Raw genomic sequence first — 12795 nt, 5'->3', positions numbered from 1 at the left:
CTATCCGGTTCATGCCACGCGTCGCGACATTGCCGATACCGCCTCCCCGAGACTGACTGGTACCTGCTCCGTCCAATCCCATTTCATCGAAACAGAGGACAAGATACCATGTCTCTCAAGACTTTTGTCATGGCTGCGGTCATCGTTTCCGCAGCCTCGCCATGCGCCTACGGACAGCAGACAATGCAGGGGCATAATCACGGTGCGGCTGGAATGCCGGCTCAAGGCACGGGTGAGCCCAAGTCCACGCAGGACTTCAAGGCGGCGAACGAAAAGATGCATAAGGACATGGCCATTACCTATTCTGGCGATGCCGATGTGGATTTCGTGCGCGGCATGATCCCGCATCACCAGGGGGCAATCGACATGGCGCGGGTCGAGCTTGAACACGGCAAGGACCCGGAACTGCGCAAGCTGGCGGAAGAGGTCATCAAGGCGCAGGAAGCCGAGATCGCCAAGATGCAGGCCTGGTTGAAGGCCCAGGGCAAGTAACCAGGATGACGCGCCGGCGAGGTCAACCTTGCCCGGCGTCCCGGGTCTGCCATATGAACGCCATGAGGTGGATTTCATGAGACCTATCACCGCCATCGGCTTCGATGCCGACGATACGCTCTGGCAGAACGAGCAATATTATCGCTGGACGGAAGAACATTTCCAGGCGCTGCTCGCCGATTATGCGGAGGGCTCGGACATTTCCGCCCGCCTGCTGGAAGCCGAGAAGCGCAACCTCGCCTACTATGGTTTCGGCATCAAGGGGTTCACCCTGTCGATGATCGAGACGGCGATCGAGATCACCGGAGGCAAGCTGCCGACCAAGGCGATCGGCGAGATCCTGAGCATCGGCCGTGAGCTTCTTCAGCATCCGGTGGAGACGCTGCCGCATGTCGAAGAAACGCTGGAAGCGCTGAACGGCGAATACCTGCTGGTGCTGATCACCAAGGGCGACCTGTTCGACCAGGAGCGCAAGCTCGCCCAATCTGGGCTTGGCGACTATTTCGATGCGGTCGAGATCGTCAGTGACAAGAGCGCCACGACCTATCGGCGCATCTTTTCCAAGCTCGCCGACGGGCCCGAGCGCGCGATGATGGTCGGCAATTCACTGAAATCCGACATCGTGCCGGCAATCGCGGCGGGTTCCTGGGGCGTCTTCGTGCCGCATGCCCTCACCTGGGTTGTCGAGCATGTGGAGCCACCAAGCGACGCACCACGTTTCCGCCAGATCGAGACACTGTCGGACCTGCACCAGATCCTGCTCGAGATTAAGGGCGTTTGAACCGAAGCCGCAGGTTCTCCACCTCGGCTTGGCAATAACAGCCGTCAAGATGGTCATTCACCAGCCCCATCGCCTGCATGAAGGCATAGATGGTGGTCGGCCCGACAAAGGTCCAGCCACGCTTCTTCAAGTCCTTGGAAAGGCGCACGGAAACTGCCGTGGTCGGATTGGCCCGCAGCGTTTCCAGATCCATCACCAGCGGACGCTCGGACGCGGCCGGCTCGAAGCTCCAGAAGAATTTCGCGAGCGAGCCAAATTCCTCACGCATCTCGACGGCGCGCTTCGCATTGTTGATGGTGGACACGATCTTTCCGCGGTGGCGAATGATGCCGGCGTCCGCCACAAGACGTTCAACGTCACCCTCACCGAAGTGGGCGACCTTGTCGAAGTCGAAACCGGCAAAGGCAGCCCGGAAGTTCTCCCTCTTCCTGAGGATGGTGAGCCAGGAGAGGCCCGATTGAAAGCCTTCAAGGCAGATCTTCTCGAACAGGCGGAAATCATCGGTGACTGGGCGGCCCCATTCTTGGTCGTGGTAGCGGCGGTAGTCCTCGAGCCCCCCGTGCCAGGCGCAGCGCCCCTTGCCGTCTTCGCCGATGATGATCCCTGGTTTCGTCATTCACTCCCCTCGCAAATCGTCCGGGTTAACGGCCTATCCACCCGCTTCAGCTGTCGTCAACCATATCAGACAACTACACGGTAACCCTGCCAGACACTTTATGCGTTAGCGCAAGGCGTAAGCGCCACCCGTTTACCATTCGCTTTCACCTGACGATCACCATGTTCGTCAACACGGGGCCTCCAACTGAGCCCGGTCGGTGATTTGTAACGAGTGGATCCGAGCATGAAGAAGACCCTGCTTCTGGCGATTGCCTTTGCTGCCTCCCTTTCCGGTCCCATCTTTGCACAGGAGCGTTATCGCGAGCGCCCCCCCGTGGTGGTAAGCCCCGATCTTGCCGCCCCGTGGGTGATGCAGCTTGCCGGCCCGAACGCCCGCGTCGCCTATCCGCGCCAAGCCGCCCAGCCGCGGGTCGTCTACCGGCCGCGCCCGGTCTACCAGCAGCGGCAGGCACAGCCGGCGCGGCGCGGTGTCCTTGACCGCCGCCCCGTGCAACCGGTCGCGATGCGCGCCAACCGGCCGATCCGCAGCCAGCTCGAGCCCCAGTTCCTGCCGCAGGTGGTTTCCTATGCCACGAAGGAAAAGCCGGGCACGATCGTGATCGATACCAACAACCGCTTCCTTTACCTCGTCATAGAAGGCGGCCAGGCCCGCCGTTACGGCGTCGGCGTCGGCAAGCCGGGCTTTGAATGGGCGGGCGCGCACAAGATCACCCGCAAGGCCGAATGGCCGAGCTGGGTGCCGCCGAAGGAGATGATCACGCGCGAAGCGGCAAAGGGTCACTACCTGCCGGCGCGCATGGAAGGCGGACCGGAAAACCCGCTGGGTGCACGCGCGCTTTACCTCGGTTCGACGCTTTACCGCATCCATGGCACCAACGCGCCCTGGACAATCGGCAGCGCCGTTTCCTCCGGCTGCATCCGCATGCGCAACGAAGATGTCGTTGATCTCTACGAGCGGGTGAATGTCGGAACACGTGTCATCGTGATGTAACACCGCCTATTTCGGCCAAAAAGTGAGGCAGCTGCGCCACAGTGCAGCTGTCTTGTTTTGCGTCACCTGTCCCTCCCACCCCGCTTAACGCTTGCTTTGCGTTCTTCAGCCGCTAGCTTCTTGTGCTTCTGGAGAAACGGGGATGGGTGGAATGAAGAACAGCATCTTGGCAGCCGCAGCAGGCCTGGCTGGGGCGATTTTCCTGACCGCAACGAGCGCCGGCGCTTTCAGCCCCGCCTCACCGCATGTGGAGCGACCGACAAGCGCCGTGACCCAGGTCGCAAAGCAGCGGGAAGTGCCTGAAAAGTACAAGCGGCGCAGCGTCCGGTTCACGACGAACGAAAAGCCGGGCACGATCATCGTCGATACCAACAACAAGTTCCTGTACTACGTCGAAGGCCGCGATCGCGCCACCCGCTACGGCATAGGCGTTGGCCGCGAAGGCTTCGGCTGGTCCGGCGTCGTCAAGGTCGGTCGCAAGGCTGAATGGCCGGACTGGCGTCCGCCGGCAGAAATGCGTGCCCGCGAGGCGCGTGCCGGCCGTATCCTGCCTGTCGTCATGCCGGGCGGCATCGACAACCCGCTCGGTGCACGAGCCTTGTATCTCTACAAGGGCGGCCGCGACACGATCTTCCGCATCCACGGCACCAATCAGCCCTGGACGATTGGCCTCAACATGTCGTCGGGCTGCATCCGCATGATGAACAAAGATGTCGAGCATCTCTATGCCCGCGCCTATATCGGCGCCAAGGTCATCGTCATCGGCCCCGGCAACAAGCAGGGTGACGTGAGCTTCCAGGATCGCGGCGTCGACATCTTCCGCACCATCTTCGGCGGCTGAGCGGCGCGCCTGGCAAGTCAGGGAGCGGCGTTGGCCGCCTTCTGCCTATACTTCAGAATTGATTAACCATAACTGCTTTAGCTTCGTCGGTAACTGGTGCAGAAAAAGCACAGACCGGCGAAGCGCCGGCAGCTACAATATGGCATAACGATTGCCAATCCCATTCCGCGGGCTGATTCATGCGCAAACTCCTTTCGCTTTCCATCCTTTCTGCAGCGCTTGCTGCGGGTGCAGCCCAGGCTGCCGACATCGCTGCCGTTGAAGCGCCGATCGCTGCTCCGGTTGAAGAAGTCAGCAGCCGTGGCGGCTTTGAAATCTCCGGTTACGGCGGCTTCCAGTTCGCGCCGCATTCGGATGTCAGCGTATCGGGAACAGGCGCTACCGACTTCACCGCCGGCTGGGACACGAAGTCCTTCCAGATGCCTCCCTACTGGGGTATACGCGGTACCTACTGGTTCGAGGGCGGTGCTCTGGCCAACTGGGGTATCTCGCTCGACTATACCCACGCCAAGGTTTATGCCGACGACGCAACCTTCACGAAATCCCCCGGCTGGACGACGTTCGAGTTCACCGACGGCCTGAACCTGCTCACCGTCAACGCGCTCTACAAGTTCGACCTCGAAGGCCCGTTCAAGCCTTACGTCGGCGCTGGTGTCGGCATCAACGTTCCGCATGTTGAGGTGACGCGCCCGACCGGCCGCACCTTCAACTACCAGTTCGGCGGCGCGACGCTCCAGGCGCAGGCTGGCGTTCGTTACGAAGTCAACGAAAACTGGTCGGTCTTCACCGAATACAAGGGCAACTATTCCTGGATCGACGTGGACATCGACAGCGGCTCGAAGCTCGAGACCAACATCCTGACGCACGCGATCAACTTCGGCGTCTCCTACAAGTTCTAAGGCGTCACCGAACATTGTATCAAAAAGCCGGCCTCAGCGCCGGCTTTTTTGTTGCCTGCCGTTTCCCGGCGCCGCCCACCGAATGAACAGCTGTGCAATTTACCCGTTGACGCGGCAACGAGCTGCGCCAACTATCTCCATTCAGCGACCAAATAAGTGACGATTCCGGATCTTCCCGGCGGCCAAGCTCGTTAAGCCTGGCGCAATCACTATATTACAAGCTGGCAACCATCGGAGGCAGGTTAGAATTGGGCTTCATGAGCAAGGTAAAACGCAATCTACACTTGATGCTGCAGCGGCCGCCGCGACAGCAGTATGCTGCGTTGTGCTACCGCATGAAGAAAAAGCAGGGCCTGCTTGAAGTATTGGTGGCAACCAGCCGCGATACCGGACGCTGGGTCATCCCCAAGGGCTGGCCGATGACCGACAAGAAGGCGCACCAGGTTGCCGAGCGCGAGGCCTATGAAGAGGTCGGCGTGAAGGGCAAGGTGGAGAAGGAACCGCTTGGCCACTACCACTATCGCAAGACGCTCGACAACGGCCTGAAAATTCCGGTCGTGGTGCAGGTTCATGCACTGGAAGTCGATGAATGCCTGAAGAGCTTTCCGGAGAAGGGATCGCGCAAGATCGAATGGGTCTCGTGTGAAGAGGCTGCGACGCGTGTCCACGAACCTGAGCTGAAGATCCTCTTCCTGCAGTTTGCCGAGAAGATGGAACCGCTGCTTGCGGGCGCGCAGACCAAGGTTGTTGGCTAGGTGGCAACCTGTGTTGCCATAGCCGGCTCTTGCCTTTAGGCCAAAAGCTTCGATCTTATCGATGAACCGATGTCCGCGTGCTTCCAGCGGCGGGCGACCCTTTTCACATCCAAGGCGGGATCATGAGCCGACGGCCACGATTGGCGAAGCCGACCCTCGACAAAGATCTGGAAAAGTTCACCTCCGTTGAGGAGGCCGCGCGTCAGACGTCCCGCGGGCTTGCAGCGCCGGGTGCCGCGCTGCTGTTCATCATTCTCGTTGCGATCTTCGCCGGAGCTTATGTGACGGGCGAGCCGGGAGCCGTCCTCGTCATCGCCGCCTCGGGTCTTGCCGCCTACATGGCCATGAATATCGGCGCCAACGACGTCACCAACAATATTGGTGCAGCGGTCGGCGCGCGCGCCATGACCATGGCATTCGGCTTAGGCCTTGCCGCCGTCTTCGAGGTCGCGGGCGCGGTGATTGCAGGGCGCGGCGTGGCGACCACCATCGCCACAGGCATCCTCCCGCCGGAAGCGATCAGCAGTCCCGAGGTAATGATCTGGGCGATGATGGCAGCCCTTCTTTCCGCGGCGGCGCTGATCAACGTCGCGACGTGGTTCGGGACACCGATCTCCACCACCCATACGATTGTCGGCGGCGTGATGGGTGCCGGCATTGCTGCCGCAGGTTTCTCCGCCGTCAGTTGGGGCACCGTCGCCGGGATCACCGCAAGCTGGGTCTTCTCGCCGACCCTCGGCGCTGTCATTGCCGCGCTGTTCCTGTTCGTCATCAAGGAAACGATCATCTACCAGCATGACAAGATCAGTGCGGCCAGGCGTTGGGTGCCGGCGCTGATCGGCATCATGGTGGGCGCCTTTGCCGGCTTCCTCTCGCTGATCGGGCTCGGGCAACTGGTGCATGTCCCGGTCTCGGTCGCAACGCTGATCACCCTCGTTGTCGGGCTCGTTGCCTGGCGCCTGCTGATTCCGGTGATCGCCCGGCAGGCGGAAGGCTTGGAGAACCGCAACCAGTCACTGCGCAAGCTCTTCCGCATCCCGCTCGTTTGCTCAGCGGCACTCCTGTCATTCGCCCATGGTGCAAATGATGTCTCGAACGCCGTAGGCCCGCTCGCCGCAATCGTCTCGGCGGCCCAGAGCGGAGTGGCTGACGAGGTCCACGTGCCCTATTGGGAACTCGTCATCGGCGGGGTCGGCATCTCGCTCGGCCTCATCCTCTATGGGCCAAAGCTCGTCAAGCTCGTTGGCGCAGAGATCACCAAGCTCAACCCGATGCGCGCTTACTGCGTATCGCTGTCGACAGCGCTGACAGTGATCGTGGCATCCTGGGTCGGCCTTCCTGTGTCCTCGACCCACATTGCGGTCGGCGCCGTGTTCGGCGTCGGCTTCTTCCGCGAATGGTACACCCGCCACTCCAGGCGCCGTTACGAATACATGCGGGTCCGGGCCGGCAAGGAGCCGGACGTAAGCGAGCCCAAGCCACGCACGGATGAGGAGATGAGACATCGCCGCCTTGTGCGCCGCTCGCATTTCCTGTCCATCATTGCAGCCTGGATGATCACGCTTCCCGCATCGGCAGCGCTTGCGGCGCTCATCGCGACGGTTATGTTCGCGCTGTTCTTGTAGCGAGGGTTTTCATGCGTGCCAATTTTCGAATGCAGAGGCTTTTCGTCGACGCACCGCTTGGGGCGGACGCCCGGTACGAGGTAACGCCCGAGCAGTTCAACTACCTCGCCAATGTGCTGCGCATGGATGAAGGCTCCGAGGTTCTCGTCTTCAACGGACGCGATGGCGAGTGGCGGGCGAAGATCACCTTCCCAAGCCGCAAGAAGATCCAGCTCCACGCCGTGGAGCAGACGCAGCCGCAGCCACCGACGCCGGATCTGCATTACCTGTTTGCCCCGCTGAAGGTCGGCAGGCTCGATTACCTTGTCCAGAAGGCGGTGGAGATGGGTGCAGGTCTGCTGCAGCCGGTCATGACCCAGCATGTGCAGGGCAAGATCACAAATCTGGACCGGCTCCAGGCGAATGTCGTGGAAGCCGCCGAGCAATGCGGCATCCTTTCGGTGCCCGAGGTCGTTGCACCGAAGAGGCTTAGCGACCTTCTCGATAGTTGGCCGACTGAGCGCCGCATCATCTTCTGTGACGAGGGCGACGAGAGCCAAAACCCGCTCCCGATCCTCTCGCGCATCGAGGAAACGCAGCTCGCGCTTCTCGTTGGTCCGGAAGGCGGGTTTTCGGAAGAAGAACGCCAGCTGCTTCGCGCCCTGCCCTTCGTCACGGCGATCCCTCTAGGTCCCCGAATTTTGCGGGCGGATACGGCCGCCGTTGCGGCTCTCGCCGTCATCCAGGCAGCCATCGGCGACTGGCGTTGAAGCGTGGCGGCGGAATTGACACAGCGGCGTTGATTTTCTGAAGATGCGTTGAAAGAAATTCACTTGCGCCGCACATCAATTCGGTCCAATCAGCCGGCTCCCGTACGGATTGTGGCGTCCGATCAGACTGTTCGAACAAGGTATTTTTCATGGCGCGAGACACGACAGACCAGACACCGCTTTCTTCGGTGTCCGAGCTTTCGAGCTATCTGGAAGTGGGCGCGCGACCAAAGGACAAATTCCGCATCGGCACCGAACACGAGAAGTTCGCCTTCTTCCGCGCCGACAACAGCCCGGTCCCTTATTCCGGTGACGCCAGCATCTCCGCGCTGCTCAAGGGCATGCAGGCCAAGCTCGGCTGGGAGCCGATCATGGACGGCGACAACATCATCGGCCTTGGCGAGCAATCCGGCCAGGGCGCGATCTCGATCGAGCCGGGCGGACAGTTCGAACTGTCGGGCGCGCCGCTCGAAAACATTCACGAGACCTGCAAGGAATCCAACCAGCACCTGGCGATCCTGAAGGAAATCGCCGAGCCGATGGGCATCGGCTTCCTTGGCCTCGGCGGCAGCCCGAAATGGTCGTTCAACGAGACGCCGCGGATGCCGAAGTCCCGCTACGGCATCATGACGAACTACATGCCGAAGGTCGGCAAGCAGGGCCTCGACATGATGTACCGCACCTGCACCATCCAGGTGAATCTCGACTTCTCCTCGGAAGAAGACATGGCGCGCAAGATGCGCGTCTCGATGAAGCTGCAGTACCTCGCAACGGCGCTGTTTGCCTCCTCGCCCTTCACCGAGGGCAAGCCGAACGGCCTCCTCTCCTGGCGCGGCGATATCTGGCGCGATACCGACAACCAGCGCGCCGGCGTGCTGCCCTTCGTCTTCAAGGCGGATTTCGGCTTCAACGACTATGTCGAATGGGCGCTCGACGTGCCGATGTATTTCATCGTCCGCGACGGCAAATACCGTGACTGCACGAACATCACCTTCCGCCAGTTCATGAACGGCGCGCTGAAGGGAGAGATCACGGACTGGGAGCCGACGATGGGCGACTGGATCAACCATCTCTCGACGCTCTTCCCGGATGTGCGCCTGAAGCGCTTCCTGGAGATGCGCGGCGCCGATGGCGGCCCGTGGCGCCGAATCTGTGCGCTCCCCGCCTTCTGGGTCGGGTTGCTTTACGATGACACGGCGCTTGCCGATGCGGAAAAACTTACCGCCGAATGGACCTTCGAGGATGTCGTGGCGATGCGCGACGCGGTTCCCGCCAAGGGTCTCGACGCGCAGATCCGCGGCCGGTCCGTGCTTGAGGCATCCCGTGAGGTGCTGGCGATCTCCAAGGCTGGGCTCAAGTCCCGTGCCCGCCTGAATGGCGAAGGCCAGGACGAAAGCATCTTCCTGCAGCCGCTCGAAGAGGTTCTCGCCAAGAAGACGACCATGGCACAGGACATGCTGGCCCTCTTCAACGGCCGCTGGAACGGCTCTGTTGAGCCGGTTTTCGAGGAATACCAGTATTAGCGTCAAAACCGCCTAGGGCGGTTTGCGGTGGCGGCTTTCCGGCGATAGGATGGGTGAACCCGGCCGGAAAGGATCGCTCCATGCTGCCACTGTTCGACATGATGCTGAGGGCTCAGAACGGCGCGAGCATCGAGGCACTCGCCAGGCAGTTCAACCTGGCGCAGGAACAGGCGGCGCAGGCGATGGCGGCGCTGATGCCTGCCTTCTCCGCCGGCTTCAAGCGCACCAGCAGCGAGCCCTATGACCTGACGCAGCTGATGAGCAGCCTGTTTTCAGGCGCTTACGCCAAATATTTCGAGGACATGAGCCGGGCGTTTACGCCGCAGGGCCTGGCCGATGGAAACGAGGTCCTGGCACGCCTGTTCGGTTCGAAGGACGTTTCGCGCGCCATTGCCCAGCAGGCCGAGCAGTTCACCGGCATCGGGCAGGAGATCTACAAGAAGATCATGCCCGCCATGGCAGACGCGCTGATGGGCGGGTTGTTCAAACAAATGACCGGGCAGATGACGGGTGGCCGCGACGCGTTTTCCGCCTCTCCGCTTGGCCAGATGCAGCGACAATGGCTCGAGAACATGGGACTGCAGCCGAAGTCCACACAAGCCAGCGCCACCGGCTTCGACAACCCGTTCCTCCAGCAGATGCGCTCGATGTGGGGCATGGACAAGCCCGCGGAGACGACGTCAGCCAATCCGTTTGCCGACAATCCTTTCGCAAAGGCATTCCGGGACATGATGGGCGGAGCGTTCACCGGGCCTTCGACCGGCACCACGAACTCCGCAGGCCAGGCCGATGTCTATCGCGACGTGCTCAACAGCATGTTCGACAGCGGGCTGGACGTGCAGAAGACCTACCAGAAGAATATGGAGCAGATCTTCGACACCTATTTTGGCGGCGGGAAACCCTCGCCGGCTGACGGCGCCAAGACCGGCCAATAACAACGACCGGCACATATAAAAAAGCCCGGCGCGGATTAACCGGCCGGGCAAGAGGCAGGGCTATTGGCTATCACCCTGCGGGGAAACTTGGGAGGTCAGCGGCCTGGCGTACGGGCAAACCGCGTGCGGGAGTGCTGGCGGGCGGCGCCAGCCAGCAACCGCGTCGGGTCATCCAGCACGCTGGAATGCTCGAGCGCTGCGATCACATCGCGCCGCGTGATCCCGATGTCGTTCAACTGATAGTCATCGAGATCATAGAGGCTGTTGGCGGCCATGCGATTGCGGAGGGCACGCCATACGGATGTCGTTCGCACCATGATGCCCGCGACGAAACCGGCAGGCTTACGGCGCTCATGGAGGAGGTCGAGGTCAGTTCCGCATTGGGTCGTGCTCATGGCTCTATCCTTTCACAGGCACGAGAAGGCAGCCCTTCCCGTTGCTGCGCACGGAAAGACTGCCGGCGAGGCGCCCTTGGGAGGCACCCGTTGAAGATGATTATGATGCTGTTATGCGGAAATCCTATTGATCAGTCCAACGAATGTTTTTAATCGTAAGCATCAACCACTCTGATGGATGACGACCATGTCCGCACCGCTTGATATCGATCAGTTGCATACCTTCATTGCCATTGTTGACTCCGGCAGCTTCACCAAGGCGGCAGACCGGGTATTCAAGACGCAGTCCGCGGTCTCGATGCAGATGCGGCGACTTGAAGAGCGGATCGGCAAGCAGTTGTTCGCCAAGGATGGGCGTGGCAACCGGCTGACGGCCGAGGGCGAGAAGCTGTTGAATTATGCGCGGCGCATCATCCGGCTGAACAACGAAGCGATCGCGGCCTTCGACGACAACCGTCTCGAAGGGACGTTGCGCATTGGCACACCCGATGATTATGCCGATCGCTACATGCCGGAAATCATTGGGCGGTTTGCAAAGACGCATCCGAATGTGGAGCTTTACATCGTCTGCGAACCGTCGGTCAGCCTTGCGGAAAAGATGGCGAAGGGCGAGCTCGACATCGCGCTCGTAACGCACAATCCGCGCCAGCGCATCTCCGACGTCGTGCGCACCGAGCCGCTCTGCTGGGTAGCTTCGGCCAACCATCCGCTGAAGGACGACGCGCCGGTTCCACTTGCTCTGGGACGACGGGATTGCCTTTGGCGGCAGCTCGCCTGCTCGGCACTGGATGCGGATGGGCGCGAGTACCAGGTGCTGTTCACGAGCTGGTCGTCGACCGTCGTTGCCGCAGCCGTGCTGGCGGGCATGGCGGTTTCGGTTCTTCCGGAGTCAGCCTTGCGCACCGGCATGAAGGTGCTGAGCTCGGCCGATGGCTTCCCGCCCCTGCCCCCGGTGCAGATCGGCCTGATGAAACGACCGGGCCTTTCGCCGTCGCTGATGAATGCGATTACCGACCACATCACGGCCTGCCTCGACAACATCTCGCCGGCGGTTATTCCCGACGATCTCGACAGTGGCGAAGTGAAGGCCTTCCCGCGTATCGTGCGAGGCCGCTCGAACTCGGTGATGCCGGGCTGGTAATGTTGCCATAGCAAACCCGGAGTTACCGGCTTCGCCTTACGTCATCCTCAGCTCAGGTGCTTCTTGAAGAAGGCGATGCTGCGGCTCCAGGCGAGGTCGGCGGAAGCCTTGTCATAGCGTGCGGACGAGGTGTCGTTGTTGAAGGCGTGGTTGGCACCCTCGTAAACGAAGATCTCGAACTCCTTGCCGTTCTTTTCGAGCGCTTCCTTGAAGGCCGGGATGCCGGCATTGATGCGCTCGTCGAGCCCGCCGTAATGCGCCATCAGCGGCGCCTTGATCGCCGGCACGTCCTCCGTCTTTGGCTGACTGCCATAATAGATCACCCCGGCATCAAGGTCCGGCGACTTCACCGCGAGGTTTCCGACCGTTCCACCACCCCAGCAGAAGCCGATGGCGCCGACCTTGCCGTTGGCACCCTCGATGCCGGCGAAATAAACCCGGCTTGCTTCACCATTGGCCGCGACTTCGGATGGATTAAGCGAGGAAAACATCTGCCGCGCCTGTTCCTCGTCCGGCGGCGTCCCACCGTTGGACGACAGGAAATCCACGGCAAGCGCATTGAAACCTTCAAGCGCCATGCGTCGGGCAACATCCCGGATGTGGCTGTTGAGGCCGCGGTTCTCATGGATGACAAGCACGCCGCCGAGCGGACCCGACGCGTTCTTCGGCCGGACGAGATAACCCTTCATCGTCGTGCCATTGGCGCCCGGGTAGGTCACGTCTTCTGCCGTCAGCCGGTCGTCGGTCGCCGGCACCATATCGGCCTTGGCACCGTTCGCCGCCAGCAGCGGGGCGATTGCAGCGGCCGCCGCACCGGATCCGGCAAGCTGCGTCAGCTTTTCCATGAAGCGGCGCCGGTCGAGATGAAGATGCGTGTATTCGTCGTAGGCGTTGATCATCGCCTGCGTAATCTTCGGATTGTCGCTGTTCATCTGCGCTCCTCCCTTGCCAAGCTCAGCGGCAAGAAAGGTACAGCGCAATCGAGGCGGGTATAGAAGGGACAGAGGACAATTCTACGTGAGAGCCTCTATCCCTCGCCACTTTCGACTG

Annotated in this window: 15 protein-coding genes; 11 read left to right on the top strand and 4 right to left on the bottom strand. The window is 61.3% G+C overall.

The window, feature by feature from the left end; all coding sequences use genetic code 11:
• The first annotated feature begins 108 nt into the window (after window positions 1-108).
• A complete protein-coding gene (copM, locus tag CYG48_RS01615) occupies window positions 109-492 on the top strand; it encodes a CopM family metallochaperone (RefSeq protein ID WP_118848786.1) in 384 nt (127 codons plus the stop codon).
• 76 nt (window positions 493-568) lie between these two features.
• Entirely contained in the window at window positions 569-1273 is a 705-nt protein-coding gene (locus CYG48_RS01610; protein WP_118851425.1) for an HAD family hydrolase, read from the top strand.
• Here CYG48_RS01610 and CYG48_RS01605 read toward each other — a convergent pair.
• On the bottom strand, window positions 1260-1889 hold the full coding sequence (locus CYG48_RS01605; protein WP_118848785.1) for a DNA-3-methyladenine glycosylase I: 630 nt from the start codon (window positions 1887-1889) through the stop codon (window positions 1260-1262). The genes CYG48_RS01610 and CYG48_RS01605 overlap by 14 nt on opposite strands.
• Window positions 1890-2114: 225 nt before the next feature.
• Between CYG48_RS01605 and CYG48_RS01600 the strand changes: the two genes are divergently transcribed.
• Entirely contained in the window at window positions 2115-2882 is a 768-nt protein-coding gene (locus tag CYG48_RS01600) for a L,D-transpeptidase (protein WP_118848784.1), read from the top strand.
• Window positions 2883-3033: 151 nt separating this feature from the next.
• Entirely contained in the window at window positions 3034-3723 is a 690-nt protein-coding gene (locus CYG48_RS01595; protein ID WP_118851424.1) for a L,D-transpeptidase, read from the top strand.
• 52 nt (window positions 3724-3775) lie between these two features.
• Here CYG48_RS01595 and CYG48_RS22750 read toward each other — a convergent pair whose 3' ends face one another.
• Window positions 3776-3904 (bottom strand): hypothetical protein, encoded by a 129-nt coding sequence (locus CYG48_RS22750; protein WP_256371645.1) that lies wholly within the window; start codon window positions 3902-3904, stop codon window positions 3776-3778.
• Between CYG48_RS22750 and CYG48_RS01590 the strand changes: the two genes are divergently transcribed.
• The 6 genes from CYG48_RS01590 (at window position 3903) to CYG48_RS01565 (ending at window position 10209) form a co-directional block, all read left to right on the top strand.
• Entirely contained in the window at window positions 3903-4622 is a 720-nt protein-coding gene (locus tag CYG48_RS01590; RefSeq protein ID WP_118848783.1) for an outer membrane protein, read from the top strand. The two genes, CYG48_RS22750 and CYG48_RS01590, sit on opposite strands and share 2 nt — an antisense overlap.
• A gap of 248 nt (window positions 4623-4870) precedes the next feature.
• Window positions 4871-5377, top strand: coding sequence for an NUDIX hydrolase (locus CYG48_RS01585; RefSeq protein WP_118848782.1), 507 nt, complete (start codon window positions 4871-4873; stop codon window positions 5375-5377).
• Between the two features lie 119 nt (window positions 5378-5496).
• Window positions 5497-7002, top strand: coding sequence for an inorganic phosphate transporter (locus CYG48_RS01580; protein ID WP_118851423.1), 1506 nt, complete (start codon window positions 5497-5499; stop codon window positions 7000-7002).
• Between the two features lie 11 nt (window positions 7003-7013).
• Window positions 7014-7751: a 16S rRNA (uracil(1498)-N(3))-methyltransferase gene (locus CYG48_RS01575; RefSeq protein WP_118848781.1), complete on the top strand. Its 738-nt coding sequence runs from the start codon at window positions 7014-7016 to the stop codon at window positions 7749-7751.
• A gap of 149 nt (window positions 7752-7900) precedes the next feature.
• A complete protein-coding gene (locus CYG48_RS01570; RefSeq protein WP_118848780.1) occupies window positions 7901-9274 on the top strand; it encodes a glutamate--cysteine ligase in 1374 nt (457 codons plus the stop codon).
• Between the two features lie 80 nt (window positions 9275-9354).
• A complete protein-coding gene (locus CYG48_RS01565) occupies window positions 9355-10209 on the top strand; it encodes a DUF937 domain-containing protein (protein ID WP_118848779.1) in 855 nt (284 codons plus the stop codon).
• Window positions 10210-10304: 95 nt separating this feature from the next.
• Here CYG48_RS01565 and CYG48_RS01560 read toward each other — a convergent pair whose 3' ends face one another.
• Window positions 10305-10604 (bottom strand): DUF1127 domain-containing protein, encoded by a 300-nt coding sequence (locus CYG48_RS01560; protein ID WP_245450376.1) that lies wholly within the window; start codon window positions 10602-10604, stop codon window positions 10305-10307.
• Between the two features lie 187 nt (window positions 10605-10791).
• Between CYG48_RS01560 and CYG48_RS01555 the strand changes: the two genes are divergently transcribed.
• A complete protein-coding gene (locus tag CYG48_RS01555) occupies window positions 10792-11745 on the top strand; it encodes a LysR substrate-binding domain-containing protein (RefSeq protein ID WP_118848778.1) in 954 nt (317 codons plus the stop codon).
• A gap of 47 nt (window positions 11746-11792) precedes the next feature.
• Here CYG48_RS01555 and CYG48_RS01550 read toward each other — a convergent pair whose 3' ends face one another.
• On the bottom strand, window positions 11793-12677 hold the full coding sequence (locus tag CYG48_RS01550) for a dienelactone hydrolase family protein (RefSeq protein WP_118848777.1): 885 nt from the start codon (window positions 12675-12677) through the stop codon (window positions 11793-11795).
• Between the last annotated feature and the right edge of the window lie 118 nt (window positions 12678-12795).

Source organism: Neorhizobium sp. SOG26 (genome assembly GCF_003491345.1).
Lineage (GTDB): Bacteria > Pseudomonadota > Alphaproteobacteria > Rhizobiales > Rhizobiaceae > Neorhizobium > Neorhizobium turbinariae.
Note: the sequence above shows the minus strand (reverse complement) of the source record. Positions and strands in the feature narration are given on the sequence as shown.

Excerpts from the sequence above, each read along its gene's own strand:
- copM (WP_118848786.1), top strand. The coding sequence starts at position 109 with ATGTCTCTCAAGACTTTTGTCATGGCTGCGGTCATCGTTTCCGCAGCC.
- CYG48_RS01610 (WP_118851425.1), top strand. The coding sequence starts at position 569 with ATGAGACCTATCACCGCCATCGGCTTCGATGCCGACGATACGCTCTGG.
- CYG48_RS01605 (WP_118848785.1), bottom strand. The coding sequence starts at position 1,889 with ATGACGAAACCAGGGATCATCATCGGCGAAGACGGCAAGGGGCGCTGC.
- CYG48_RS01600 (WP_118848784.1), top strand. The coding sequence starts at position 2,115 with ATGAAGAAGACCCTGCTTCTGGCGATTGCCTTTGCTGCCTCCCTTTCC.
- CYG48_RS01595 (WP_118851424.1), top strand. The coding sequence starts at position 3,034 with ATGAAGAACAGCATCTTGGCAGCCGCAGCAGGCCTGGCTGGGGCGATT.
- CYG48_RS01590 (WP_118848783.1), top strand. The coding sequence starts at position 3,903 with ATGCGCAAACTCCTTTCGCTTTCCATCCTTTCTGCAGCGCTTGCTGCG.
- CYG48_RS22750 (WP_256371645.1), bottom strand. The coding sequence starts at position 3,904 with ATGAATCAGCCCGCGGAATGGGATTGGCAATCGTTATGCCATATTGTA.
- CYG48_RS01575 (WP_118848781.1), top strand. The coding sequence starts at position 7,014 with ATGCGTGCCAATTTTCGAATGCAGAGGCTTTTCGTCGACGCACCGCTT.
- CYG48_RS01570 (WP_118848780.1), top strand. The coding sequence starts at position 7,901 with ATGGCGCGAGACACGACAGACCAGACACCGCTTTCTTCGGTGTCCGAG.
- CYG48_RS01565 (WP_118848779.1), top strand. The coding sequence starts at position 9,355 with ATGCTGCCACTGTTCGACATGATGCTGAGGGCTCAGAACGGCGCGAGC.
- CYG48_RS01560 (WP_245450376.1), bottom strand. The coding sequence starts at position 10,604 with ATGAGCACGACCCAATGCGGAACTGACCTCGACCTCCTCCATGAGCGC.
- CYG48_RS01555 (WP_118848778.1), top strand. The coding sequence starts at position 10,792 with ATGTCCGCACCGCTTGATATCGATCAGTTGCATACCTTCATTGCCATT.
- CYG48_RS01550 (WP_118848777.1), bottom strand. The coding sequence starts at position 12,677 with ATGAACAGCGACAATCCGAAGATTACGCAGGCGATGATCAACGCCTAC.